Consider the following 25,741-nt stretch of genomic DNA (forward strand, 5'->3'; position numbering starts at 1 on the left):
CAACACGTCCATGATCTTAGGCCGAAAGGTCGAAAAAGCACCCGGTTCGACGGAATTGATGTCACGATGCAATTGCCCGGTATCTACAGATCGCTACCAAGGCTGCAACCGTCACTCACGGCCTCCAGCGACGTTATGTGACAGGGCCACGGCTGCCCTCGTGGCGAGCCCCAGTCACCGGAGGAGGACCCGCAGCACACGCTCGTGACCCTCGCAGAAGCCCGTATCTTCGCCGGTAACTCAGTTGTCCCCTGGAAGGGGCCGCCGGTGCCGACATGCAGCCCAAGCTTCCGGCGTTGGCATTTCTGCTGCTTACAGACGCGGAGACGCTGCGGTGATGAAGGTCCGGCACCGGCAGCGCGCTTGCGCGAGAGACTACACATTGCGTCCCACCAGGCCTGGCTGGGATGCCATCGTGGCGCTGCCGCTTGAGCGCTGTTTCGGAGAAGAGTTCAGCGGATGACTGAAGCCCCTCGCTACCGAACCGCCCAGCGGAAGCAGTGGCAACTGCCCATCCCGCTCCGACATGTCGGCTCGCGCCCGATGTCCGGAGTGCAATTAACATCCTCACCGACCGTCGGCCGAGGCTCGACGCCGGACCAACTGTCAGTAGCGACGGCTAGCCTCCACCCTCATGAGACTTGCGCGCCGACCGGCTAGTGAACTTCCCGGCGACCCGGCCCAGTTGCGGTTGGTCTACAGCCACGGGCACCCCGCCGTGCCCTACGAGGACGAGGACACCCTCGAGCACTGGCGTGTCTCCATCCGCGCCTACCACGATGAGGAGGAGGAATGCGCTGCCGGTTGCACCGAGGCCTGCCAGCAGCTCATCCACGACGGCAGCGAAGTCGGCTGGCTGCGTCTGTGGCGGCTGCGCGACTACACCGGTGTGGACCGCTGGATGGTCGCTGACGCCCAGTCGGGAGACTTGGAGAGCATCGCCTCCGCCGTCCTTCACGACGGCGAGTATTCCGATGCCTTCCAGGAGACCATCGACTGTCCGGTGGGGGATCTGCTCATCCTGGACCGGGTGTTCCTGAACCGTCCCTGGCGGGGCTTCGGCCTGGGCCCGGTATTCGCCGCCGAGGCCATCCGCCGCCTGTCCGGTGGCTGCTGCGCGGCCACGGCTGAGCCCGGCATGGCCGAATGGCCCGAAAACCGGGACGAGGTAAGTGACGCCTACCGTGCTACCGCGAAGGCAAAAATCGCCGCCCTGTGGGAGTCGATCGGCTTCCACGCCTTCCACGGCGGAGTGCAGCTGCTCGACACCAGCCTGCAGGAGCCCATCGACCTCCACCGTGCGCGCCGTAAGGACCTGGAGGATCTGTCCGCCGCCTACCGGGCCCACCTCGAGGGCCGGCCCCCTCTCCCTGAGCTGGCCGTGACCCCGCCCGCCTCGCCAGCGACTCCCGTGCCGGCCGCTACCCATCAGCCGCCCGCGCCCGCGCCCGCGCCCGCCCCGGAGGCAGAGGCGGAGCCCGGCGACGGACTGGCGGCCGCCGCGAGCCTGTCCGACCTCCAGCGGAAGTGCGAATTCTCTGGCTGGAGCCCCGACGACCGCGCCGCCGCCCTGGCCGTCGCTGCACAGGCCACCCACGACACCGACCTGCGCCAACTGGCCGTCCAGGTCAAGCACGTGCACTTGGGCCTGCGCGACGCCTGGACCGACGCGCTCACCTTTCCCGGCCGCCTCTTCAACGTGCATCCCTTCCGGGAAAACCCCGCCGCACTTGGGCCACTAGCCGGACTGTGGGTCTACGGCTCCAATCTCAACGGCCGTTACCGGGGCCGCTCCCACGCCATGGGCGGGGACTGCCAGCACGCCCGCCCCCTCACCCCGGACACCGAACGCATGACCCTGGCCGAACTCCTCGACCTGACCAGTTTCTGGGAATGGAACGGCCCCAGATGCTCCTTCTGCCACGGATGGTCCGGCCAACGCCTGACGCCCGACCAGTACACCTACTACCTCACCGTCCGTGCCGGCCTCTCGCGTTAATCGCGATGCTCACGGAACCGGCCACGGCTTCTGGTCCCGCGCTGCTCCCGACCCGGCGAGTCAGTGCCCGTCTGCTGCCCACAGACAGTCGCAACAGATGCAGTCGGCGAGGGCACTGGGCGAAGCGGCGCCCTCTCCTGACGGGCGCAACGCCCCGGCGGGTCAAGCGGACGCCACCGGCAGCACCGGAGCCCTACGCCAGACAGGAACCCGCACCGTGAATATCACCGCCTTCACCACCGACCTCCACATCGCCGGCCACGACTTACCCGGCATCTCCGTGACCCTGACCTCGTCCCCGCGTCCGCCCCGTCCTCCCTTCCGGCGCCTAGACATCGACATCAACACTGTCATCGAACTGCTCGCGCTGGTCGAGGGCGGCGCTGCCAGTGCCGGCGCGGTGCGCGACATGCTCGAAGCCGTCGTGGACGAGGTCGAGGAGGCAGACGAAGAAGACCGGCGCGAGGACGAGGCGCTGCGCCAGCTCAGATCTACACCGGTGCCCAAGGCCCCGGCCAGGACACCTCAGTACGACACCCGGTCCGTGTACCTCGTCTCATCTGAGGCCGAACCGAAGATAGTCAAGATCGGTGTGTCCAAAGACGTGCCCGGACGTCTGAAATCGCTGCAGTCCGGATCCGGATCACCGCTAACCGTGCGGTGGACCTCAACCGGGGGTGGCCTTCTGGAGAGCCGTCTGCACGATCACTTCGCAACAAGAGCGCTGGGCGGTGAGTGGTTCGACTTCACGGACGTCGCACAACCCGTCGCAATGATCGCGAAAGCCGCGCGACGTCTGCTGAAGAACGCCACCGTCGTCGAGGTCCCGACGTGAATGAGGGCAGGAAGCTGCCCCTAGGCCCGGCCCGTTCGGTCGCGTGGGCACCCACAGCGCGAGTGCCCACGGCGAAAGGCGTCGTACATTGTGGCAGCCTCACCCGCTACGCCCCCGCGTGGGCCTGCGACGACAGCCCGCCGCTCGCCCACGTCTGCGACGACGTCAGGTCCTTCCCGACACTGATGAAGCGTCCAGGAACCGGGACGAGGCTCCCGGAGGGGGTGACGTGAGCGGGCGATGTGGCTTCCTGCCGATGCCACGGCTTGAGACCAACGCACAGTGACGATGAGCCCCGCTCGCCGAGATGTTTCCTTCATCCAGGTCCGGCGGCGTCGCCACCAGGCCTTCGCCGTGTCCGTCATCAGGCGCCCCGACGGCGCTCTCGCACCATGATCAGGGTGGTGCATAGGATCGCACGAGTGGCAGACAAACTGATCGGCAAAGGACCCCTGCGCGGCTACCTCCTGGAGGAGGTGTTGGCTTGGCTCCTGCGCTCCAGCGGCTTCGAGGTCCTCACCGCCGCCGACGATTTGGACACGGAGCCGAAGGTCCTGAAGGAGGACAAGAACGGTCTGCTGGTCCGCGGACGCGGAGCCTGGCACCAGGTCGACGCGCTCGGCCAGTTCCGCTACGTCCCGCCGTTTTCCCTGCCGGTCCGCCTGTTCGTCGAGGCGAAGTACCTGACCACAACACCAGTTCAGCTGCCCACCGTGCGTAACGGCCACGGCGTGATCCACGACGTGAACGAGGCCGAGACCACCACGCTCACCGCTCCTGGGGCCGGCCGGCCACGGACGCGATACCGCTACAACTATGCGATCTTCTCCACGTCCGGCTTCAGCCCAGTGGCACAGGATTACGCGCTGGCCCACCAGATATCCCTGATCGACCTCTCCACACCGGACTTCGCCGTACTGCGGGATCTCGTCAAGAACACAGCCGACACCGTCCACGCAGTCCTCGAGGCAACACCGGCAGCCCAGCGCCCGAAGATAAGCGACATGCGGGCCTATCTCCGCGTCCCACTGCTGGACATGAACCCAGGTGAGGCGGAACTGGCCGACGCGATCCGTGGCCCACTCGACTACCTGGCCCAGGCCCTGCACAGCCGGAGCCAACTCGGCCTGGTCCTGGCCTTTCCCGCAGCGCCGTTCGTCCTGGGACTTGCCTCAGACGATCTCTACTCGTTCGTGGACTACGCCAGAGACCACCCCACACACACCGTACGCCCGCGCCGCATCCATCAGCCCGCGTCACATCCCGTCTGGGAACTGCGCTCCGCGGAGCACCCCGAAGCATATGCGCTGCGGTTCTCACTGCCGGAGCGGATCGAAAAGTGGATCGTCGCGCAAGACGAAGGCATGCCCTCACGAACCCGGTACGTCAAACGCAGCATGCTGTCGACCATGACCCTGTACTGGATGCACGGGGAGCATGCCCAGACCTTCCAACTCCGCTACGAGCCAAGCGAACTCCGGCTCGACAGGTGATCGCCAAGACGACGAAGCTCCGTGCCCTGGGCCTGTTGCAGGTGCGGTGAACGACGCAGTACGCGAGTGCAGCTCCCGCACCCCACCCGTTCTATGTCCGCTGCCATCCAACTTGCCCATCCGCCCAAGGATCGCTAGGCCTCTGGATCGCTCACGATTCTTCCGGCCCGTGTGCAGGGTGGGCTCCAAGGGCCTCGGCGGCGGGCTGGTTCTGGAGGGTCGTCTGCGCCCGGGGCCGACGGGCAACGTATCCACGTGGGCCTGGGCTCTCGGCTCTCGCATCAGACCGAGGCGGAGGGAGGGCCTTTCCGGACGATCCACTCCTGAAGTTCTTGGTGGCGGAACTGGAACCCGACACCGCTGATGGTCATCAGCCCCGCCTTCCTGGCCCAGTCCAGGAAGGCGGCGAGCCGCCAGGGCAGTTCGTTGCGGGCCAGCGTCATGGCTGTGATGTAGCGTAGCCAGGGCACAAGGAAGAAGCCGAAGCCGAGGACAAAGCCGAAGCAGCCGCCGAAGGCCAGCCCGGTGGTCCACGAGTAGTCCAGGAGCAGCGGGAACAGCAAGGCTCCCAGGCCCGCGAAGATGGCGGCCCCGAGCGTGTCCAGCACCCAGAAGAACTTCGGGTTGAAGTTCCCGCTCAGAGTGCGGTCGAGTCCCACTTTCGCCTCCATGAACCAGCCGAACAGGGCGGCCACGACGGCTCCTGCGGCTATGCCGGGCGCCCATCCGAAGGCCAGCATGACGGCCATGCCGACCCCCAGGCCGATGGCGCTTCCGATCTCGAGGCCGGACACGATCCGGCGCGGGCCGCGGCGGCTACGCAGTCCCTGGGTGCGGCGCTGAGCGAAGGCGAGCAGAGGCCAGTGGGTGGGAGGCATCCATGGCCAGTAGCGCAGTGCGAAGTAGGCGCCGGCCGCGAGCAGCGCGCCTGACAGGCCCAGAGCCACCCAGAAGCGCGTCGCGGTGGCGCCCGTCAGCGACGGCCAGCGGCCGGTGAAGAAGTCCGACGCGTGACCGGGGCCGCAGACCGCGGCGATCATGCAGGCAAGGCTGAAAAAGACGAGGGGCACGGTGTGCACGAACAGGTGCGCTATCCGCACCCGCCACGTTCCCGCGACGGGCCAGATCCGGGCCAGGACCACTTCGCGGCCGGACAGCGGCACGCCGTGGACCGTGCCCCGGTATTGCTCCAGGTGCTGTGCAAGCACGGTGAGCCAACTCATGGCCTGCTGAGGGCTCTTTCCGCTGGTGCCGCTCGTGTGAACGCTGTGATATCCGTGCACCGAGGGAACGAACGATGCCAGCAGTTTCTCCTCGACTTCCACGTCGGACGTCTCGTGCTTGATCAGATCATCCGGCGTGACGTGGCGGGACGCTGCGGCCCACTCAGCCAGTGTCAGTTTCCATGGGGTGTCCAGGCGCCGGGCGGCGACCGACTGGTCTCCGTGTGCGCCGATGTCCTCAAGCACCGGCCCCCAGTCGACCGGCGTGTTGGTCTCCTGATCGCGCGGTCCCCGGGCCGACTCCAAGTGCTCTTGGATCTGCCGCCAGGTCAGGCGTTCCACTTGCACGACGGAACCCTCCGGTAGAGGGATGTCACAGGGCTCTGCCTCGAAATCTTTGCGGGCGCGAGTAGCCACGACAAGAGCGCCGCGTGACCCGCCGTGGATATCACGGTAACTATCCAGGGCACAGACCAGGTCATCGAGGACGGAACCGGAGGAGGCGGGCTCGGTGGAAGCGGTATCGGGCAGGAGCTGGTCCATGCCGTCCAGGACGGGCAGAATCCTGCGCCCGGCGACGAGCCTGCGGGCGTCTTTCCACGTCACCACGAGATCATTTTCGAGGAGCTGGTCAACGAGCCAGCCCTCGAAGCATTCGGCCAGCGCCCTCGGCCTGGCATCGGGCGGCATGCGCCGGATGTCAGGAGAGGGCACTCGCCAGGCGGCAAGGTTGAAGTAGACAGGCACCGGCTGGCCGGGCATGTCGAGGAGCTGCCGCATCAACCGCAGGGCCAGGATCGTCTTGCCCGATCCGCTCGGTCCGGTGATGATCATCCGGCCTGGTGAGAGTGCCAGGTAGTACGTGTGGATGGAGTCGTGGGTGATAGGGATGGCCTGGGCGTTGCGTGCGTACTCCTCGCCGCCCACGGCGCTGCAGTGCACATCGAGGGCCTGGTCCGCCTCCTCGCTCACGCCGTGCCACCCCGAGGTGAACGCGCCGATCTGTTGCGCTATGGCCAGGCGCAGGTCTTCCTCCGCCGCAGTACGCGCCAGCGGGGATGCCGCAGCGCTTGTGTTGGCGGCCGGATCCGGCACGGGGTAACAGTGCGGGTCAAGCCCAAGCCGCCGGCGCTCCCGGACGAACTCAGGATCGTCCCACCAAGCCGAGACCGGCACGGCGTGGAGCCTTGTGCCGTCGTACGTATCGGGGTCGGCATCGCTGGAGAGCACACCGACCAAGTAGGGACCGCTGAACAGAGCAGTTCCCGAGGCCCCGCTCCACTGCGAAGCCTGCCACCGCTGGACTCGTTCCGGGCTGTCACGCATGTCGGGGGCCCGCCGGGTCGGCCCGCCCACATCAACGCTGAGGACATGACGTCGGGGCTGCAGGGTCACCCATCCCCACAGGTGGTCGGAGTGGCGGACACCGTCCGGGGTTCGTCCCTGGCGACTGGGAAATCCCAGTCCGGCCACCTCGCGGCGGCCGCCGTCGATGCGTCCCCAGCGCACGTTCCTCAGCCGCGCCGAGGGCGCTGCAAGCTCCAGGAGTGCGACATCGACCGTCGGGTCGGCAGGAGTCCACACCACGGTCGCCGGCAGTGCTTCGGACGAGGACATGCCGCGCACGGTGACGCGGACGGGGGCACCTCCGGCGTCGACGACCAGATGTCGTGCGGTCAGCACAGCCCGGTCAGCGATGACGTAGCCCGTTCCCCACTGCCGACGCCCGTCCCCGAGCTCCATGACCGTCTCCACCACACGGTCCGGGACCGGATGTTCCTCCCGGTTGTCCTGCCTCATGCAGAATCATGAGTGAATTCGCCGATGAACACGTCATCGGGCGTCCCGTTGAGCACGTTCACCGGCCGCAGGGACAGTTTGATGCGGTGTCCCGTGGCCGGATCACCGGCGGGCTGGATAACGCGCAGCTCCGCCGGGTCGTTCTCGGTCGCACCGGGTGAGACTTCGACGTGAAACTCCAGATCGAGGCAGGACAGCCCGAAGCGGATGTGCTGATCCCCGGCATCTGAGAGGGCTTTCGCGAGCGCCTGGCGCACTCCCGCAACGGCTGCTGAAAGACTTACCACGTCAGGTTGCGTCGACTCAGATGACATGTACACCCCCCCGGGTGCAGGCGCGGTCGCCTGCTGCGAGGAAGCGTAGAGCGCGGTAACACCCGGGTGGGGCGGATCTGTCGAAAAAGTGGACTGCGGCTGGACAGAATCCGGCGGACAGATCTCTTCAAGATCAAACAAGGGATGTTGTTCCCATGCCTTGGGACAAGCCCCATGCCAGGCCGGATCGACCACGCCGGCTGCGCAGTTGAGGCAAACTGGCCCGCATGCTCGCCATCCATACGCACCATGCCATCCTCGCGGCAGGCAGCGCCGTGCCTACCACGACCGCTCCGTGGTGGGGAACGGTGCTAGGAGCAGGCATCGGAGCTCTCGGTGCCGGTATCGTCTCGTCTGTTGTCGCGGTACTGAACAACCGGGCCAGCCGCAAACAGCTCAAGCTGCAGTTGGAGCGGCAGGAAGCCATGCTCGACAAGCAGCTCGACGCTCAGCGCGAGCAGCACACCGCTCAACTGCAGGCACAACTGAGACAGCACAGTGAGCAGCTCCAGGCCCAACAGCGCGACACTCTTGCCGCGTTGCAAGCCCAGGCAGAGCGCAGCGACCTGGACATCAACGCCCAGCGGCAGCGCGAAGTCGAACAGCGGCATGCCGAACGCGAGCAGTGGCGTCTGGAAGCGCGGCAGAAGACCTACGTCGACTTCGTCACGGCAGCCGAGAGATTGCGAGACACCGTCGCTGTGCTGGGCCGCGTGCTCAGTGGCACCTTCCCCACCGTCGGCGGGCTGCAGCCCAGCGAGCTCAACCGCCTGCTCGCTACCCAGAAGCAGATGCACACCCTGTACGAAGCGGCCTTCCAGCAGGCACAAGTGGTGCGTCTCGCAGGACCGCGCGACGTAGCCGCCCATGCCCGGGACCTCTGCCTGATCATGAACGAATACATCAACTACTCCGACGAGCGTATTCGCGCCGCGCAGCAGAATAGGCCTTCTGAGACCCTCAGAGACTGGCAAGAGTCCGTCCGGCGCATGCAGGACCACCTCGAAGATTTCCTGAACGCCGCCTACCTCGTGGTGAACGCCGCGCCTGCCGCCTCCCCGGGCGCTTCCTTGCCCGCCCAATCTGCCAGCACACCGCAGCCCAGTGGCACCCCGCCCGGACCCAGCCCTCAGCATTCGCCCGGGGAGGACTGACACGGCCAGACCCGGTCCGAAGACACCAGGCACGGCAGGACCGCGTCTATGCAGAACGAAGCGGTCCCGGTCCACTCTCCAGCCCGTCAGACTCGTCGAATGTGCCTACCTCAAGGCGGGCCGGGCCCCCACTGGCCCTGGAGCGTGATGTCGCAGTTTGTGTGCGCGTACTGCGGTGCTGAGGTGCCCACGACGCCCGGGTACGAGATGACTGCTGCGGTGCGGCACGCCAGGGAGGTTCGTTGAGCTCTTCGCGCAGTGGGTCAAGACCCGCAACGCCGACCACACCATGGCCGGCTACGGCGACCTGACCCCGCTGCAGTGGTGGAACAGCGAGAACACCCCGCTGCGCGAAGTCAGCGCCGAGGACCTTCACGCCTTCCTCCTGGAAGGCGACCGCTCCACCCGCGTCATCAACGGCCACGGCATCCGGTTCAAGGGGCGCGACTACATGGCCGGCTGGATGACCGGCCGCTCCGGCACCCGCGTCCACATCCGCTTCCAGCCCCACCACCTCGAACAGATCGAGATCTTCGAGGCCGACAACCGTCGGCACCTGGGCACCGCCTACCTGGCCGACCAGGCCACCGACGAGCAGATCGAGCAGGTTTACCAGGCTCGCGCCGAACGCTCCCGTCGTGTGCGCCGCGACCTGCGCCGGGCCGAAGCCCTGCGCCGCCGCCGCTTCAAGGCGCACACCACCACCGGACCGGCCCAGGCCGACACCGCGATGACCCGCAAAGAGGCCGCCCAGGAACTGCGCCCCTGGAGCTCGGGCCGGACCGCTGACGATCTGCCCTCCGACTACATGCCCCGCCGCATCACCCCGCCCGGCGGCTGGGCCGTCCCCGACACACCCACCCCCACTGAGGAAGACACGTGACCACCCCGCGCACCGCCCCCGACCCGCCCCGGGCCCCCCACCGCCTGCGGCCAGGACGAGCACCGGCGAGCCCAGCTCCCGAACGGCCGCCAGTACGACCACCCACCCCCGCCGCACCGTCCGCATCCGCCTCGAGGATGCCCACACCGACGACCTCGACGACCACGACACCGGTCGGCCACCGGCCGCAGCGCACGCCCAGCCCGCCCACCCCGCATCCGACAGCACCCACACCGCCCCGACAACCTTGAAGGACACCCACGTGACCGGCACCGACACCACGCAGACGACACCCCGCCCCGACCAGGACGACGTCGTCGGCGAGCCCGACTTTTACCTCAACCTTGCCGACGCCCGCATCGTCGCGACCGAAGCCCTCCTCGAAGCCAGCGAGAACATCGCCGACACCATCGAAGCCCGGGCCATGTCCTGCATCTACGGCGACGCCGGCCTCGGCAAAACCTTCTCCGTCCTGACCGCCCTCAAGGAAATCTCCGCCGAACGCGTCCTACTCTTGCAGTTCCGCTCCCGCCCCACCCCCCCCGTGACATCCGCCAGGAACTGTTCACCGAACTCCGCCTCGAAGGCGAACCCCCGTCCCACCCCAGCGAGTTCGACCGCCTGCTCAAGCGAACCCTGACCCGCAAGCCCTACGTCCTTGTCTGCGACGAAGCCCAGCAGTTCAGCCGCGAATGCTTCGAGTTCGTCCGCCACCTGTGGGACACCGGTAAAGGCAAGAACCGCCCCGCTGTCCTCTTCGTCGGCGGCGAAGAGGCCTACAAGACCCTCTACAGCGAACCCGCCCTCGCCTCCCGCATCTACATCTACAGCGAACCCGCCCTCGCCTCCCGCATCTACATCTGCAGGAATTCGCCCCGATGGAAGCCGACGAGGTCCAGCGCAACATCCCCCTCTTCCACCCCGTCTGGGCCGATGCCTCACCCGAACTCATCGACTACGTCTACGAAGAAGGCGCCGACGGAACCTTCCGCGTCTGGTCCAAGATCACCTACCACGTCCTTGAAGGAATGAAGCGCCGCGGCCTCGAAAAGGTCGACGAAACCATCGCCCGCTGGGCCATCCGCCGCGCCCTGCCCCACCGCCGCCGCTCCCGCCGCCCCCAGCAGGACGCCGGATGACCAGCCCCGTCAGCGCCCCACCACCCCACTACCTGAGCCTGCCCGGCGCCCGCACCGTCACCACCCAGGCCGTGCGGGCCGCCGGCGACGCCCTCGACGACGCACTGCATCACCAGAGCATCATCTGCCTGACCGCCGACCCCGGTGTCGGCAAGACCTTCACCCTGCACGTCCTATGCGAGCAGCGCCCCACCCTGCCCACGCTACGGCTGCTGCAGCGCCCCCAGGCACGCCCCGACGACTTGCGCCACAACCTCCACCACGCCCTCAACCTGCCTGGCGACCCGCCCCACGACGCCGGAATCTGCGACGACTACCTGCGCCACGCCCTGGCACACACGCCCCGCCTCCTCGCCGTCGACGAAGCCCACCAGATGTCCGCCTCCTGCATCGAATTCCTGCGCTACCTCCACGACGACCCCGCCCCCCCAGATCACCATCCTGCTGCTCGCCAGCCGACCCCGCCTCAGAGCCCTGCGCTCACAGCCCACCCTGCTCAGCCGCGTCACCACCTGGCACCACATGGAACCCCTCGGCGCGGACGAAGTCCTCACCGTCCTGCCCGCCTTCCACCCGCTGTGGCACAACACCCCGATCCAGACCCTCGGCCGTCTGGACGACATGTGGGCGCACGGCAACATGCGGCGCTGGGCCGCCCTCACCCACCAGCTCCAAGCCCACCAGCGTCGCCACCCCGACCACCCGCCCGACCCGGCCACTCTCCTGCGCCGCCTGGACCCCCGTCTGGCCCACACCACATGACCTCAACGCCTTCCAGCACCGCACCGGACGAGACCTTCCACAAGTGGACCCCCGCGTGGTCCCCAGACCACACCGACCCCGGTCTGCCGCCCATCACCCTGATCACCGACACCCACGACCAGCCCGCCTACACCACCACCGCGCTCGCAGCCCACCAACCCAAGCTCGGCCGCATCGCCGTCCACCCCACACCCCTGGCCACCGCACCCGCCTACCTCGCCCACGACCTCATCCGCGCGCTCGGCAAGCACCTGCCACCCCCAGACATCGACCCGCCCTGGTGGACTGGCAACGCCGACGAGTCCTGGCGCGTAGCGGCCGCATGGACCGAAGCCCTCAACATCAGCCACTACGTCATCTGCCGAGCCCACCGCATCACCGGCCGCCACCTCGAGCACCTCATGGCCCTGCGCGAACGCACCCGCATCCGTCTCACGCTCGTCGTCAGTGGCCCACCGTCAGATGCCCTGTCCACCATCCTCAACACTGTCGCCCACCACCAGATCGACAGCATCGAAGACACCCGCCAGCACCTGAACGCAGACCCAGCCGCCACACCGCAAACTCCGGCCGACTACCCCTGGTGGCAGCGCGCACCGTTTCCATGCCCTCCCAACGAGCCCTGGTACGAGCTACCCCCACGCCCCCGGCGCCCTGCCGGGAGCCCCGACGAAATCACCTCCGGCGCCCGCGGCACTCCCACCCGGCTTCCTTCGATCGACAGCCACCCACCAGCCATCGTGTTGTCGGCGTTCACGCGCGCCGACACCTCCAGCGCACACTTCGAAACCGTGGCCCAGCGAATCCACACCCGCGTCGCCCACCCCGTACATGCCGCAGTCGTCGCCATCCGTGCCTTGACCGGCTACGGAACTGACTGGCCCGGCTCACCCTTACCACCCCACACCGCCGACGAGCCGGCCTCCCCACCGATCTTCCTGACTGGGCTCGCCTCCTTCAGGACGCGGCCCGCATCCACACCGAACTGCGAGGACGCCACGTACCGCCAGAGCACTTGTCCGGCGCGAACACGCCGTTCCGGCTGTCGGCCTGGGACAACAACGAAGTCGCTCACGCCACCGAGACCTGCCACCTCGTCGCGCCGCAGTCGCCGGGCACGTGACGCATTTCAAGAGAAGGGGCAAGCAAGAGGCGCAGCAGCATCAGCGCCCGAACGCCCGCTATACCCGGCCCGGCGCAAGCCACGCGAGGCCGTTCGCTCCTGTCGAAGTCACAGCAACTGTTATCACGGAGGCGCCCCGCGGCCGTGCCCAGCCGGTCGTCTGCTGATCCGCAGCAGGCACACTTGGGGACGCAACGGCGTTCTAGCGGTCAGCGGAGCCGGGCAGGGTCAGCCCTGTTCGGCCCCGCTGTAACAGTTCCTTGCTCAGCATCGTTAAGGCGACGTCGAGGAGGCAGCCCGGAGTCGCTCCAGGGCCTCCTCCATGCCAAGCAGGCCAGCGTCCAGGCTGATCTGTTGGAGCCAGCTGTCGATGAGGGCGCGGCGCTCTGCGGGCTCGCGTTGGTCGATGCCAGGGTCGGCGAGCAGGTTGGCGCCGCGGGAGGTGCCGGCATCCGGCATCGGAGTCAGTCCGTTTCCAGCGAGCAGGGCTGGGACGTCTGTGCTGCTGATGAAGTCAAGGCTCAGCGGTTGCGGCACAACGAGCGGATCGATGCCTGCCAGGGCGGCAAGCGCTTTGGTGACCTCGTCGTCAACCATAGAGCTCGCCAAGGAGTCGAGCAGTTCGTGAAGGCGGGCTATGGAGAGGGGCACGCTGCGGCCGAGGGCGTGGCCGAAGCGTGCCACGACTCCCAAGGAGACCTGCAGGTGCGAGACCGGAGCTCCATAGGCGTCTGGAAGATCGATCGTGGCAACGGCCTCCAGCGGGGAAGACGGTGCTTCGTTCGGGCCGCCTTGCCACAGGAGCCGGACCTTGCGGGCACGGTTGAAACCCGCGCGGTGGAAAGGGGTCATGCCACCGTCGCCGAGCGATGCGCACCAGTGGAAAAGGGTCCGGTGCAGGGGCGAGTTGTTCAGGGCATCTGCGAAGGCCTGTACTCCGCGTTCGGACAGTGGACGCCAGGTGGCTGAGGCGTCGACCGGGACGTACATCCCGGTGCGGACGAGGAAGTCCGCGGCTTCTTGGCCCTGGTCATCGCGAGGGAGTTCGACCGGGGGCAGCCTCAGCCCGGCTGCAGCTGGCTGGGGAGCGGCCTCGGTGAGCAGCTGGGCGAGGCGCGAGCGGTCGGCTACCGCGTTGCGTCCGTGCAAGCGGATTGGTGCGGCCCCCTGGATCAGCAGTGGGCCTGGTGCCTTGGCAGGGTCGACGCGGACGACCAAGACCATCAGGCCGTCGGTCTCCGGGAGGGGCACGGGAATGATCTCCGGTTCCCAGGGCGGCTCCAGCTTCTGATGGCAGCTGCTGACGATCTTGACGATCGTGTCTTCCGGAACGCCAACGATCCGGTCTTCGATGTTGCGCTCGGTGACGCCCACCAGGATGAGGCCGCCGTAGCTGTTGGCCATCGCAGCGACCGAGTCAGGGATCTTGGCCGCGTAGCTTTCCTTGTACTCCAAGGTCAGGCTCTCCGGCTGGCCGACGTCGACCAGCTCGCGCACACGTTCCAGGGTTACGTCCGTAACGCGGCAGGCGAAAAGAGAAGCGGTGGACGTCATATCGGCCGCCTGTTCGCTGGAACGGGAAGGGTGTTCGCAGGTCTCGCGCGGACAAGCTAGCGAAGCAGCAGACGCCTGTACTGCGGATTTGGAGGAGCTGGGCCAACTCCGCTTCGCTGGCCACATCGGGTGGGAGGCGCCGGTGCGGCCCGCGCTTGCGACTAGCTGTCCATCGGCGAACAAGTTCTGACAGAGTCCTTCTTGCTCCGCCAGTAGCTGGCGGCGACGGCGGCCACCGCTTGGCACAAACCCTTCAGTTCCTGCCGCGAAAGGTTGTCGCACCGCACGCAACCCTCCTATCCGCGCACCCTCACTGGGCGGTGCGATCATTCAGCGCCATCCTGTGGGCAGGCCGCGGGGAGACGCCCGCCATGCTGGGAACACTCCTGACTCGTGCCCCGGACGCGCGGGTACGGTGCACTCTGGCGACCGAGGTGGCAGCGCGGACCGATCCCCGCAGTAGCGCGGTGGCGGCGATACTCGCCAATGCCCCCTGGTACAGCCAGCGTGTGCTCCTCGACGGTAGCGTCAGCGAGTGGACCATCCATCGAGGCTCGGCAGGGTGCCTACCGGCTGAGGATGATGGAACATCCGGTCCTGTTGTTGTGGTTCGGGCCGGCTCTCCCCAAACCCTGTGCTCTCCAGTGCATGGTGATCCGGAAGCCTCCGGCGGGGGCGAGGCGCCTACAGCAGTACGGTCCTGTCCGCCCCGGTGGTTCGTCGGCACCCTGCATCGCTGCTGCTCATACGGGCACCAGTTGCCATGACGGCGCTTGGAGCCAGCCCCGGACAGCAGGATTGCCAGGCGGGTAAGCCGTCGAACCAGGGGTGCGGCGCGGGTTGTTCTCCCGAGACAAGAGGCAAGGGCCTGCAGACGGGGATGTGTCTGCAGGCCCTCCGTAGTCAGAGGAGGCTGCGTAGCTGGTCCAGAAGGAAGCGTACGAGCGTGGATACGACGGCGCCCAGGGCGACGTTGCGCACTTCGGTGGAGTGCGAGTCCGGGCGTGGCGTGCGGCGATTACACGGCATGGTTGCGTCCTGACGTTGTAGGAGAGGGGAGTCGGCCGGCCTGCTCACCATGTTCAGGAACGCTGAAGGACCTCCGCTGAAATGCGATGACGCCTGCGTGCTGGACACGGATTGCTCAGTTCACAGGCACGTCGTATCCACTTCCGGACACGATGGTGCGATGAACGGCGATGGGATAGGGTCAGGACAGAGGCGTGAGGCTGCAAAGCCCGGGAGCGGTAAACGGCTCATCTCACGGCCGGCGGTGGCACCGGGACCCCTGCGTGCCCTGAAGAACCTGATCTACGGCGCATACGTGGCCGCCGGCGCACCGACGCTCGACACAATGGCGCTGTCCGTGGCCGAGGACGATGCATTGCATGCTTGTCCGTCCCGAGACACGATCAGCCGTTTGATTGGCGACGCTGCGGCAGTTGGAAAACAGGCGGACGTCGTGGCGCTCATGACAGTGCTGACACGCATGGCCGGCGGAGCCTTGGAACAAGCCGCCGCGGAAGCAGCCTCGTTGTGGACCCGAGCGCAGCTTGCGGAACCCCTTGGCCGCCCCATCACCGAGATCGATCCCTACACCCTTGAGGTTCATCGAGCGATCATTCTTCAGGGAGCCAGCGGTCTGCCCGACTATGTAGAGCGCGGCCACGACAAGGAGTTGCGCCGACTGGTCGGCGAGGCGCTCCACGGCGTCAGTCAACTTGCGCTGCTGGTAGGCACATCATCCACGGGGAAGACCCGAGCCTGCTACGAAGCAGTCCGAAACCTCCCCCCGGACTGGAGACTGTGGCACCCCATCGACCCGGAGCGGCCCAGGGCCGCGCTGGCCGCACTGGACCAGGTGGGCCCCAAGACGGTGGTCTGGCTCAACGAAGCCCACCACTACCTCCTGCACCGGGAGCACGGCGAATCCATTGCTGCAGGACTGCGCACTGTCCTGTCAGACGACACGAGGGCTCCGGTCCTCGTGCTTGGCACGATCTGGCCCGGTCCCGGATATTTCGACGACTTGCGCAGTACTCCTTCTCCTGGACAGCCGGACCCGCATGCCCAAGCACGTGTTCTCCTGTCCGGACGAACCATTCACGTCCCAGCAGCCTTCTCCTCCTCCGAGGTAGACGAACTCAAAGAGTCGCCTGACCCACGTCTTGTGGCCGCTGCTACCTCGGCCCAAGACGGGATGATCACCCAGTATCTGGCAGCGGCCTTCGAACTGATCGACATCTACAACGCAGCACCCCCGGGCACCAAAGCCCTCCTCAACGCTGCGATCGACGCACGCAGACTCGGCCATCCCATCGGCCTCCCGCTGCCGTTCCTTGCCGCAGCGGCTGAGGGATACTTGACCGACAGCGAGTGGGAGCTCCTGCCGGACAATTGGCTGGAACAGGCACTGAACCAGCTCACCAATCCCATCAAGGGAGCGTTAGGACCTCTGCACCCGCAAAGGCGCCCGCGCGGCTCCACCGGGCAAGCAGGGCAGGTTCTGGGACAGGCCTACCGACTCGCTGACTTTCTTGCCGACCATGGTCGAGCTCAACGCCGCTTGGAACGAATTCCTCCGCTGTTCTGGCAAGCCGCCGAGCATCACTGCAAAGACGAAGGCGCCCACGCACTCGCATCAGCCGCGGCGGAGCGCGGGTTTGCAGAGATTGCCTGCCGCCTGTGGGCCTCAGCCGGTGCCTATTGGGAGGTGGCCAACGCTCTGACACGGATGACGCGACTGGACGAGGCTCTGCCGTGGTACGAGCGCGCCGCACTGGAGGGCGATACCCTCGCCCTCCGCACCGTCGGCAGCCGCCTCGTAGAGGCGGGACGCCCAGACGATGCCCTGAACTGGTATGAACGGGCTGCCGCTGATGGCAACGCAGAAGCTCTCCTGGAGGCGGGCGACCAACTTGCCCAGCAGGGACAACTGGATCAGGCCCTGGTCCGATTCGAAGGAGCAGCCGCCGGCGGAATCGACGACGCACTCTTGATGGCAGCCGGTCACCTTCTCGCTGCTGGCCGCCCGGAGCAGGCACTGACCTGGTACGAGCGGGCAGCCGCCGACGAAAACCCGAAGGCTCTGCGATGGACCGCAACAGACCTGACCAACGCCGGATACCACGACGAGGCAGTGGTCTGGTACGCGCGGGTCGCCGCCGCGCAACCGATCCCAAGGGCGTATCGCTGGGTGGCCGACCGCATGGCCAGGGCAGACCATCTGGATCAGGCCCTTGTTCGGTACCAGCACGCGGCGAACGCCGGTGACAGCGAGGCGCTGGTCATCGCAGGGGACCGACTGGCGGACGCCGACCGGCTGGACGAGGCGGTGCTGTGGTACGAGCGTGCAGCTCAGGCCGGTGACGTGAAAGCACTTCACTCGGCAGCCAGCCAGTTGGTGGCGGCGGGCCGAGGAGACGAGGCCTTGCTCTGCCTGGAGCGGGCAGCCGATCTTGGCGATGAGGACGCACTGCGTCTCGCCGGCGATCAGCTCGCAGAAGCCCAACGACTGGATGAAGCCCTCGCCTGGTACGGGCGAGCTGCCGATGCAGGTGATACCCAGGCACTGCTTATGGCTGTCGCTCAGCTGACACGCATGGGGCTCCTGGCTGACGCCCTCTCCTGGTACGAACAGGCCGCCAGCCGGTGGGGCCCACAGTATCTTCGCCTGGCGGCTGACCACCTGGTCGACGCAGGTCATTTGGACCAAGCACTCGAATGGTTCGAGCGAGCCGCCAGAAACGGTGACACGGAGGCCCGGCACACGGCCGCACACCGGCTGGCCAACAAAGGACGTCTGGATGAAGCGTTGGAATGGTTTGAGCTCGCCGCAGAACAGGGCGATGCACAGGCGCTCCTGCTGGCAGTCGAACAGCTTGCGCAAGCCGACCGTCTGGACGAAGCCCTGATCTGGTACGGGCGCGCAGTCCAAGCAGGGGGAGTGGAGACGAACGACGCTCACGTCCTGACGGCGATCGCTGACCAACTCGTCGACGACGACCGACTCGACCAAGCACTGCAATGGTACGAGCAGGCAGCAGACCTCGGCGACGAGAGCGCGCTTTTGGCCGCGGGCGACCGACTGGTGGAGGCACATCGACTGGACGACGCTCTACCGTGGTTCACCCGCGCAGCTGTGGCGGGGGACACCGATGCTCTCCGCTGCGCAGCCGCTCAGTTGGTTGAAGCAGGCCGCATTGACGAGGCGCTGGAGTGGTTCACTCGCGCCGCAGAGAACGACGATACCGACGCCCTCTACTGGGCAGCCAGCGCGCTGGCCTTCGAAGGCCGTTGGAAAGCAGCAGAGAGCTGGTTCGAGCGTGCGGCGGCACATTGTGGTCCTGACGCTCTGGAGTCAGCGGCAAAGACTCTCGCAGCAGCCCACCGTCTGGAAAACGCTTTGGGCTGGGCGGAACGGGCAGTCGGCGAGGGCAACGCCACGATGCTCCGCTGGGCGGCAGACCAGTTAATGGGGGCCAAACGTCTGGACGAGGCACTGGCTTGGTACGAACGCGCAGCCGCCCACGGGGACACGAACGCGGCGAGGAAGGCCGCGCACGAATTGTGGGGCGCGGCGCGTTTCGGCGAAGCACAATTGTGGTTCGAACGCGCTGCCGCTGGCGGGAACAACTCAGCGCTTCGCTGGGTGGCTGATCGGCTCGTGGTGGCGGGGCGGCTGGACGAGGCGCTCCCCTGGTACGAACGCGCAGCCATCAACGGCGATCTCGATGCCATGCAGGCAGCAGTAGGGCAATTGGCCATGACAGAGCGGAAAACGGAGGCACTCGCCTGGCTATGGCGAGCCGCCGATGCGGGGCTGAGTCTGAACGCCGGCTGGTTTCCTGCTCTGCGCAAACAACTTCTCGGAGACCAGGACGACGTTCTCCTGCGCTATGGACGAGACGCAACCGGACACCTCGCACAGGTGTGGCGGATGGAACCCGCGAGAAGTTGAGAGCCCGCGTCGTGTCAGGGCGGACAGTCAGCGGCGGCCCTCAACACTTGCCCTGAGTTCCTGCCGTGAAATCAGGGTCGCTCTCCAGCGGGGAGAAGTAGTGCCACAGTGCGGGTCTCATGATCGGCTTCAGTGGGCCGACGACATTGCCCTGCTTGCAGTGCTGAAGCCTCTTCACTTTGGCCACGTCGGCGTCGTCGCTGCTGGTGAGGAGGGTGGGATCAGTGCGCTGGGACTGCCGGTACATCAGGTAGTTGATGTAGGCGGCCAAGACCTCGTCCTGCCACGACGCGTTGCCGTCCTGCCCCCTGGCCTCCTGCTCGGTGTAGGTGTCCCACGTCCTCACCGGGTCCATCTCGATGGGGACTGGCTGGTCGACCGTTGTCGGCAGGCAGGCGCCCGCAACCGGATAGAGACTGCACGGGTTGTGGTCCACGACGGTGATGACAGGTCTACGGTCGTCGTCAGGGATGCCTTTGGCCGTGTCCGCCGCCAGGCCCAGCAGTTCCCGCATGGCGCTCTCCGCTGAACCCGGGTCGCCCTTGTCGGCGGACGGAAAGCTGGGCAGCCGGCCGGGCGCTCCGTGTGCTGCCGACGCGCCGCTCGGCGTACCGGTGCCGTAAGCGGACTTGCTCGGTCCGTCGACCGCGTTGTCTTCACCTGGGCCGCAAGCGGTCAGGGCACTCACCAGGACAGTGGCGGCGATCGCGGTGGCACGCCTCATTCTGAACCTCCACGGATTGGCTCGTCGCCATCCTTCCGCAGCCAAGTGGGGACGGTAGGACGATCGGCGCGTTCCGTAACCGCCCAGCTGGATCTGCATCGACGGTGCTGCCCGGCCGAAGGGCCGGGCCAGCACCGTCGTGCTCAGCTCCAGATCCAAAGTGGGGCGATTTACAGATGCTGAATCATCCACAGGCGATGGAGGCGCTGGGCCGGACCGCGGCGCATGATGTCAGGTCAAGGCCCGCACCGATCAAGATGGAGCGGTCTTGTAACCGCCTTGGACGCCGCTCGTCCAGGTCGAAGCCCAGCACTTTCCGCCTCGGTCGGGGCCGTCGGCCCTCGCATCAGGCCGAGGTGGATGGAGGGCGCTTCCGTACGATCCATTCCTGGAGGTCTTGGTGGCGGAACTGGAAGCCGACACCGCTGATGGTCATCAGACCGGCCTTCCTCGCCCAGTCCAGGAAGGCGGCGAGCCGCCAGGGCAGTTTTTTGCGGGCCAGCGTCATCGCTGTGACGTAGCGCAGCCAGGGCACAAGGAAGAAGCCGAAGCCGAGGACGAAGCATCCGCCGAAGGCCAGCCCGGTGGTCACACGAGTAGTCCAACCATGGGAACACGAGGGCTCCCAGGTCGGCGAACGCGGCGGCCCCGAGCATGTCCAGGCCCAGAAGAACTCCGGGTTGAAGTTCCCGCTCAGGGTGCGGTCGAGTCCGACCTTTGCCTCCATGAACCAGTCGAACAGGGCGGCCACGACGGCTCCTGCGGCTATTCCGGGCGCCCATCCGAAGGCGAGCATGACGGCCATGCCGACCCCCAGGCCGATGGCGCTTCCGATCTCGACGCCGGACACGATCCGGCGCGGGCCACGGCGGCTACGAAGCCCCTGGGTGCGGCGCTGGGCGAAGGCGAGCAGGGGCCAGTGGGTTGGAGGCATCCATGGCCAGTAGCGCAGCGCGAAGTAGGCGCCGGCCACAAGCAGCAGGCCTGATAGGCCCAAAGCCGCCTTCAGGCGCCTGCCGGTGGTGCCGGTGAGGGCCGGCCAGTGGCCGGTGAAGAAGTCTCACCGGCGTGACCGGGGCCGCTGACCGCGGCGATGACGCAGGCCAGACCAAAAACATGAGAGGCACGGTGTGGACGGCGAGGTGCTCAAGCCGCACCCGCCATGTCCCTGCGACGGGCCATATCCGGGCTAGGACGACCTCACGGCCGGACAGCGGGATACCGTGGACCGTGCCTCGGCTCTGCTCCAGGTGCTGGGGGAGCACGGTGAGCCAGTTCATGGCCTGCTGGGGGCTCTTCCCGCTGGTCCCGCTGGTGTGGATAGCACACAGGTGCTGCTTTGCTAGTAGCAGTGACACCCCGAGCCCTATTCTGTCTTGAGACCCCGCTCTATCGTCGGACGCCAGCGGATGGCGTATCAGTAGCGTTGACGACGATGGGATTCCCTCCCAGCTTCCATCGCATCTCCGGCGCCACCGGAACTTTGACATCCCAGGTCTGCATCGGCGTCCCCGGCCTGTTGTAGGGGCCGTAGATGGTCATGCACACACCCTGTGACACAAGTCGCCCCTGAGCGAACTTCCACTGCTGGTCCACGGACTGGGTACACGAGCGCAGCCGCAGACGTTGCCCACCTCCGGGCTTAGCGGGTGTGAGACACCGGCCGTTCGCATCGAGGACCCGTCCTGCGTCATAGGACCATCGCTGGGCACCAGGTGCGTTGCCGCATCTGTCGATGACCACCGCGTCCCCCTTGGCCGTCAGACACCACCCGGCCCACGCGGGGTCGGAAGCCTCAATCTGACGATGTGCCCAGCCAGACGCCCCGCTCGCTGCGTCCTTCCCCGCATCTTTCGTCCATGGGTACCCCAGCAGCCACGGAATGAGCGCGGCGAGCACCATACTCAAAGCCCCCGACGTAGCGGCGATGATGGACACACGCGAGGATATCGAGCGGTCCCGCCACCAGTGGGCCTCTTGCTCCCTTGCTAAGGCTGCATCCAGTCGCTTCATGGCCGCGTGCCAGAGAGCGTCGATCTTGGTGACGCCTGCTTGGCCGGCGACAGCCCGGGCGATCTGCATTGCCGTGTCGTACTTCGGAATTCGTTTCCCCTTGAAAGCCTCCGAACAAGTGCTCTGTGCCAGACTGGACTTAGGGTCGTGAGCTCGAGCGCGCTCGACGATCTCCTTGTAGGTAGGGCGCCCGTGGTCATTTCGAAGTTCCTGCAGACAGGCTGCGAACTCGACCACGACCCTCCTGCTCTCCTTCACGTCCCCCCACTTTCCCTTCCCTCGTATTGGTTCAGTGCTGGCCCGACATGTCCAGGAGCCGTGCGACGAGAGCCTTCACGGCTCCGCCGAGTACGGCGCCGAGAAGGGCGATCTTCTCTGCGCGCGTCAGCTTCTTGGTCTGGTTGCGGTTCATGCTGCCCCCTGGTTTCGTCAGGCTCTCCTCGGCCTCACACGGTCACCAGGCTGCATACCCCCGGCCTCCCGTCCCGCTCGGGATCCGAAGAAAGTCGAAGACGGTCGAAGACGCCCGTGGACCTAGGCGGATGTCATCCCCGACGGCCAGCGCCGATCAGGCAACGCTGCGGGCGCCTCACCAGCCATCAGCGAGCCCCAGTCCCCCTGCAGCCGCCCGCGCCGAGGCCGGCGCCTCGATGGCGCGGATCGCGCTGACGGGCGGCGTCACCGAACGGGCGGTCTGCGCATCTGCCGTATGGCCCTGTCGTTTCCGGCCAGCGTGATCTTCGCTTCGGCCTCTGCCCTTTCGTATTCGCTGTTCATCTCGGCAGCCCACAGCGGTGGGACTTGCGCCTGGACGTGCTCAACGTGCTCCTCGTGCCGCACCCGGTGTGTGAAGTAAACGCGTGCCAAGGCTGTCTTCAAGGTGATCTCAGGGACCGAGGCCCCGGAGAAGAAGGCCAGCAAGGCCAGGTCGTCGTACGAACGCCCGGGGCCGACATGCCTGGCCAGGGCGCAAACCAGGTCGCTTGTGCCGTCCGGGTAGACCGCCTCGGTTCCTTCGACTCCCATGCGACGCATCTCAGGAGCCGGGATCAGGCCGTTGCGGCGCCAGTTGGCTGGCGCTGACGGTGAATCCGGTCGCCGCTGCCAGGGCTATGAGTGTGCGATCTGCTCGGCTGGGTGCAGTGCGTGGCATGACAGCGACGCTACTCAGAGAGCCGACACCTTTGTGATCTAAGAGTGCGGGGGTCGGCCATCACACCACTTCCCGCAGCGGACCACGGCCGGACCATCCGCATCCGGACGCTCGCCCGCGCGGCTTGGGCCTGCCGAAGGCGTTCGTAGATCATTCTGCCCAAAGCCCCTGGGAGGCGCCCGCTGTGGACCGGCCAACGAGGTCGGGTCGTCGGTTCGAACCCCGTCGGCGCTTGGTTACACGGCTCCCCGGCGGTGCGCGTACCTCGCAAAAATGGTGCACATGTTCTATTTTTGAGAACCTGTGACACCCTGGAGCGACGGATGGTTGGATGCCGATGTCTGGCGGCCTGATCGCTCGTTGAACGCACCACAGGCTGCGCACCGGGCCTGCGGGCGGCCGTGACCGCAGGAGGATGGGGAGCCGACGCGTGAGTGACCGCAGTCCGATTGAGTGGACCGAAGCGACGTGGAACCCCACGACCGGCTGCGACCGGGTCTCGGACGGATGCGACAACTGCTACGCGCTGACGTTGGCGAAGCGGCTCAAGGCTATGGGATCAGCGAAGTACCAGCGCGACGGTGACCCCCGTACCTCCGGCCCCGGCTTCGGCCTGACCGTGCACCCGGACGCGCTGCGGGTCCCCTTGGGCTGGAAGGCGCCGCGCACGGTGTTTGTGAACTCGATGTCAGATCTCTTCCACGCCCGCGTACCGCTGGACTATGTCCGGCAGGTCTTCGACGTCATCGAGCAGACCCCGCAACACACTTATCAAGTGCTCACGAAACGAGCACGTCGGCTGCGCCAGGTCGCCGACCGACTGGAGTGGCCGGCCAACCTGTGGATGGGTGTGTCTGTGGAGAGCGCCAAGGAACTGTCCCGTGTAGACGACCTGCGGCAGGTCCCGGCCACGGTGCGGTTCCTGTCGTGCGAGCCGTTGCTCGGGCCTCTGAACGGACTGGACTTGGCGGGCATTCACTGGGTTATCGCCGGAGGCGAGTCAGGTCCCCGCTTCCGCCCCATGGAACAGGAATGGGTCACAGGAATCCGGGACGCCTGCCTCCAAGCCGATGTGGCCTTCTTCTTCAAACAGTGGGGAGGCCGGACCTCCAAGGCGTCTGGTCGGCACCTTCAGGGGCGGACCTGGGACCAGATGCCTACGCTCGAACCTGCGCCTGCAGGCTGATCCGGCTCTTGGTCGTGAGCTTGCCCGGCGACTGCACGGCGACCACGCCGTCCTGCCGCATCTGCCGAGCCGCCTGCAAAGCATGCTTCGGCATCCAGCGGGCGGTCTCCGCCAGCAGCCACTCGCCGATGGCCTCCACCGTTGTGGCCCCGGAACTCAACCGCTGGGCGACCAGTTCGGCCAGCTCGTCGTCGATCACACCTGCGGCCTGGAACAGGTCGAGCTGCCCGTCCGCCTTGGCGCCTCGGGTGCGTGGGTCGCGGAAGCTTTCGCCATCAAGCTCGTCGACCTTCCACATAGCGTCCTTCATCGCCCTCAGGCCTGCGGTGCTGCCGGTGCCGAAGACGAGATAGAGGGGCTGCCCAGTACGCGGGACGAGTTCGAACTGCAGCTGGTAACCGAAGCCAGCCCGGCGCAGCGCATCCCGGTAGGTGCGCAACCACACGCGCCACTTCTCGTCGGGGCGCAGTTCTTCCGCGGCGGGGCTCCAGAAGCCGCGGCCACCAAAGACCGCGTCGAGGATGCCGGCGTTGAGATCCTCGCGGCGGCTGAACCAGTTGGGCCCGAAAGTGGTGATGACTTCGCTGGAGCGGTTGCGAGCGATGCGGGACATCACGTGCAGCGGTACATTGACGCTGCCCCAGCTGTCAAAGATCCCCAGGATCGGGTGACCCCACGCTCCGAGCTCGTCGAGAAGAGCGAGGCTGTCGAGACCTGCATCGCCGCGCCGCACCTCCACCCGGACCGGCAGATCCCTGAGCGGCCCGAAATAGGAGACGAGTTCCGTCATCAGGTGCTCGTGGCGGGCCCGGTCCTTCTCGATGAATATCAAATGCACCCGCCGCGGGCTGAGGTGCATACGATCGGCCGCGTCATGGTGCAGCAGGCGGTCCAGGATGAACACCGGCGAGCCCGGCTCGCCGTTCTCATAGCGCCCCGGCCCGGCGAACGCATCCAGGAGCGTGACCCGGGGCCGGGAGTATCCCTTGCTCTGGGAGGTCTGCAGCAGGATCGGCCACCAGGCGTCCAAGTACCGCTGGTACAACCGGTGCTTGGCTGCGGTCGCTGGCTCCAGTTTCCACAACACGCCCATCCGTGCCCCCTGTCCAGGATCGCCGCAGTCGGCGGCTGGCACGTGCCAGCCGCACCCCCTCGTACCAGATGGTGTGCGCAACAACGTTCAACGTAAAGACCGCGTATCGGTCCCTGAGAGAGCGGGAGGTTCACCCCTGTAGGACGTCGGCGATGGGATCTGCCCAGGGAAGGGGGCGGCCGGCTGGGCCCGTCACGGAATCAGCCCCAAGAGGAGCGGACTGGTCACAGTCCAATCCTGTGGATCTCATCGTTGGACAGCCCGAGGCGCACTCCGAACCCGGCCTGAAGGCCATCTCGGGACTGGCGGCCGAAGGTAGGCGCGGTGTTGTGG

The 25,741-nt window shown here is 66.8% G+C and carries 19 protein-coding genes and 2 pseudogenes; 12 read left to right on the forward strand and 9 right to left on the reverse strand.

Features of this window, described 5'->3' with window-relative positions; translation table 11 throughout:
• Positions 1-634 precede the first annotated feature (634 nt).
• The 3 genes from B446_RS36330 (at position 635) to B446_RS35240 (ending at position 4,327) form a co-directional block, all read left to right on the forward strand.
• Positions 635-1,999 (forward strand): hypothetical protein, encoded by a 1,365-nt coding sequence (locus B446_RS36330; RefSeq protein WP_148305705.1) that lies wholly within the window; start codon positions 635-637, stop codon positions 1,997-1,999.
• A 217-nt stretch (positions 2,000-2,216) separates the two neighbouring features.
• On the forward strand, positions 2,217-2,834 hold the full coding sequence (locus tag B446_RS35235) for a GIY-YIG nuclease family protein (protein ID WP_020937358.1): 618 nt from the start codon (positions 2,217-2,219) through the stop codon (positions 2,832-2,834).
• A gap of 422 nt (positions 2,835-3,256) precedes the next feature.
• A complete protein-coding gene (locus B446_RS35240) occupies positions 3,257-4,327 on the forward strand; it encodes a hypothetical protein (RefSeq protein WP_020943826.1) in 1,071 nt (356 codons plus the stop codon).
• A 281-nt stretch (positions 4,328-4,608) separates the two neighbouring features.
• Here the strand turns inward: B446_RS35240 and B446_RS35245 are convergent, their stop codons facing one another.
• Both B446_RS35245 and B446_RS39095 read right to left on the reverse strand, forming a co-directional pair.
• Complete coding sequence (locus B446_RS35245) at positions 4,609-7,350, reverse strand: trypsin-like peptidase domain-containing protein (protein ID WP_020937356.1); 2,742 nt, start codon at positions 7,348-7,350, stop codon at positions 4,609-4,611.
• Positions 7,347-7,859, reverse strand: coding sequence for a trypco2 family protein (locus B446_RS39095; protein WP_148305704.1), 513 nt, complete (start codon positions 7,857-7,859; stop codon positions 7,347-7,349). The genes B446_RS35245 and B446_RS39095 overlap by 4 nt, the downstream gene beginning before the upstream one ends.
• Positions 7,860-7,891: 32 nt before the next feature.
• On the opposite strand from B446_RS39095, the gene B446_RS35255 reads away from it, so the two are divergent.
• The 7 genes and pseudogenes from B446_RS35255 (at position 7,892) to B446_RS40650 (ending at position 11,602) form a co-directional block, all read left to right on the forward strand.
• Positions 7,892-8,818, forward strand: a complete 927-nt coding sequence (locus tag B446_RS35255; protein WP_020943827.1) for a hypothetical protein — start codon at positions 7,892-7,894, stop codon at positions 8,816-8,818.
• A 289-nt stretch (positions 8,819-9,107) separates the two neighbouring features.
• Positions 9,108-9,701, forward strand: a complete 594-nt coding sequence (locus B446_RS35260) for a Mu transposase C-terminal domain-containing protein (RefSeq protein WP_020937353.1) — start codon at positions 9,108-9,110, stop codon at positions 9,699-9,701.
• Positions 9,702-9,963: 262 nt separating this feature from the next.
• Positions 9,964-10,341 carry a hypothetical protein gene (locus B446_RS41025; protein ID WP_052352091.1) on the forward strand — a complete coding sequence of 126 codons (378 nt, stop codon included), beginning with the start codon at positions 9,964-9,966 and terminating at the stop codon, positions 10,339-10,341.
• A pseudogene (locus B446_RS41030) lies at positions 10,263-10,430 on the forward strand (ATP-binding protein); the annotation flags it as partial. The gene B446_RS41025 and the pseudogene B446_RS41030, both read left to right, overlap by 79 nt.
• A 149-nt stretch (positions 10,431-10,579) precedes the next feature.
• Positions 10,580-10,840 (forward strand): hypothetical protein, encoded by a 261-nt coding sequence (locus tag B446_RS40640; RefSeq protein ID WP_052352090.1) that lies wholly within the window; start codon positions 10,580-10,582, stop codon positions 10,838-10,840.
• Positions 10,837-11,199 (forward strand): annotated as a pseudogene (locus B446_RS41230) (ATP-binding protein); the annotation flags it as partial. The gene B446_RS40640 and the pseudogene B446_RS41230, both read left to right, overlap by 4 nt.
• 163 nt (positions 11,200-11,362) lie before the next feature.
• Positions 11,363-11,602: a hypothetical protein gene (locus B446_RS40650; protein ID WP_020937351.1), complete on the forward strand. Its 240-nt coding sequence runs from the start codon at positions 11,363-11,365 to the stop codon at positions 11,600-11,602.
• A gap of 1,396 nt (positions 11,603-12,998) precedes the next feature.
• On the opposite strand, the gene B446_RS35275 is transcribed toward B446_RS40650, so the two are convergent.
• Complete coding sequence (locus B446_RS35275) at positions 12,999-14,222, reverse strand: helix-turn-helix domain-containing protein (RefSeq protein ID WP_020937350.1); 1,224 nt, start codon at positions 14,220-14,222, stop codon at positions 12,999-13,001.
• 1,381 nt (positions 14,223-15,603) lie between these two features.
• Between B446_RS35275 and B446_RS38620 the strand changes: the two genes are divergently transcribed.
• Positions 15,604-19,239 (forward strand): SEL1-like repeat protein, encoded by a 3,636-nt coding sequence (locus tag B446_RS38620; RefSeq protein ID WP_158506719.1) that lies wholly within the window; start codon positions 15,604-15,606, stop codon positions 19,237-19,239.
• Between the two features lie 40 nt (positions 19,240-19,279).
• Here B446_RS38620 and B446_RS35285 read toward each other — a convergent pair whose 3' ends face one another.
• From B446_RS35285 to B446_RS35295, 5 genes are all read right to left on the reverse strand, one after another.
• On the reverse strand, positions 19,280-19,963 hold the full coding sequence (locus B446_RS35285; RefSeq protein WP_148305703.1) for a hypothetical protein: 684 nt from the start codon (positions 19,961-19,963) through the stop codon (positions 19,280-19,282).
• Positions 19,964-20,309: 346 nt separating this feature from the next.
• Positions 20,310-20,897: a hypothetical protein gene (locus B446_RS35290; protein WP_148305702.1), complete on the reverse strand. Its 588-nt coding sequence runs from the start codon at positions 20,895-20,897 to the stop codon at positions 20,310-20,312.
• Positions 20,898-21,352: 455 nt separating this feature from the next.
• Complete coding sequence (locus tag B446_RS38625; protein WP_148305701.1) at positions 21,353-22,234, reverse strand: RICIN domain-containing protein; 882 nt, start codon at positions 22,232-22,234, stop codon at positions 21,353-21,355.
• A gap of 31 nt (positions 22,235-22,265) precedes the next feature.
• A complete protein-coding gene (locus B446_RS40875) occupies positions 22,266-22,388 on the reverse strand; it encodes a hypothetical protein (RefSeq protein WP_272945897.1) in 123 nt (40 codons plus the stop codon).
• Positions 22,389-22,654: 266 nt separating this feature from the next.
• The gene (locus B446_RS35295; RefSeq protein WP_020937346.1) at positions 22,655-23,002 is read right to left on the reverse strand and encodes a hypothetical protein; all 348 of its coding nucleotides are present in this window, start codon (positions 23,000-23,002) and stop codon (positions 22,655-22,657) included.
• A gap of 557 nt (positions 23,003-23,559) precedes the next feature.
• On the opposite strand from B446_RS35295, the gene B446_RS35300 reads away from it, so the two are divergent.
• A complete protein-coding gene (locus B446_RS35300; protein WP_020937345.1) occupies positions 23,560-24,315 on the forward strand; it encodes a DUF5131 family protein in 756 nt (251 codons plus the stop codon).
• On the opposite strand, the gene B446_RS35305 is transcribed toward B446_RS35300, so the two are convergent.
• Positions 24,287-25,408, reverse strand: coding sequence for a three-Cys-motif partner protein TcmP (locus B446_RS35305; RefSeq protein ID WP_020937344.1), 1,122 nt, complete (start codon positions 25,406-25,408; stop codon positions 24,287-24,289). The genes B446_RS35300 and B446_RS35305 overlap by 29 nt on opposite strands.
• Positions 25,409-25,741: the final 333 nt, after the last annotated feature.

The organism is Streptomyces collinus Tu 365 (assembly GCF_000444875.1).
Lineage (GTDB): Bacteria > Actinomycetota > Actinomycetes > Streptomycetales > Streptomycetaceae > Streptomyces > Streptomyces collinus_A.

What these genes read in the sequence shown, in the direction of transcription:
- B446_RS36330 (WP_148305705.1), top strand. Translation starts at nt 635, where the DNA reads ATGAGACTTGCGCGCCGACCGGCTAGTGAACTTCCCGGCGACCCGGCC.
- B446_RS35245 (WP_020937356.1), bottom strand. Translation starts at nt 7,350, where the DNA reads ATGAGGCAGGACAACCGGGAGGAACATCCGGTCCCGGACCGTGTGGTG.
- B446_RS35255 (WP_020943827.1), top strand. Translation starts at nt 7,892, where the DNA reads ATGCTCGCCATCCATACGCACCATGCCATCCTCGCGGCAGGCAGCGCC.
- B446_RS35260 (WP_020937353.1), top strand. Translation starts at nt 9,108, where the DNA reads ATGGCCGGCTACGGCGACCTGACCCCGCTGCAGTGGTGGAACAGCGAG.
- B446_RS40640 (WP_052352090.1), top strand. Translation starts at nt 10,580, where the DNA reads ATGGAAGCCGACGAGGTCCAGCGCAACATCCCCCTCTTCCACCCCGTC.
- B446_RS40650 (WP_020937351.1), top strand. Translation starts at nt 11,363, where the DNA reads ATGGAACCCCTCGGCGCGGACGAAGTCCTCACCGTCCTGCCCGCCTTC.
- B446_RS35285 (WP_148305703.1), bottom strand. Translation starts at nt 19,963, where the DNA reads ATGAGGCGTGCCACCGCGATCGCCGCCACTGTCCTGGTGAGTGCCCTG.
- B446_RS35290 (WP_148305702.1), bottom strand. Translation starts at nt 20,897, where the DNA reads ATGCCTCCAACCCACTGGCCCCTGCTCGCCTTCGCCCAGCGCCGCACC.
- B446_RS40875 (WP_272945897.1), bottom strand. Translation starts at nt 22,388, where the DNA reads ATGAACCGCAACCAGACCAAGAAGCTGACGCGCGCAGAGAAGATCGCC.
- B446_RS35295 (WP_020937346.1), bottom strand. Translation starts at nt 23,002, where the DNA reads ATGGGAGTCGAAGGAACCGAGGCGGTCTACCCGGACGGCACAAGCGAC.
- B446_RS35305 (WP_020937344.1), bottom strand. Translation starts at nt 25,408, where the DNA reads ATGGGCGTGTTGTGGAAACTGGAGCCAGCGACCGCAGCCAAGCACCGG.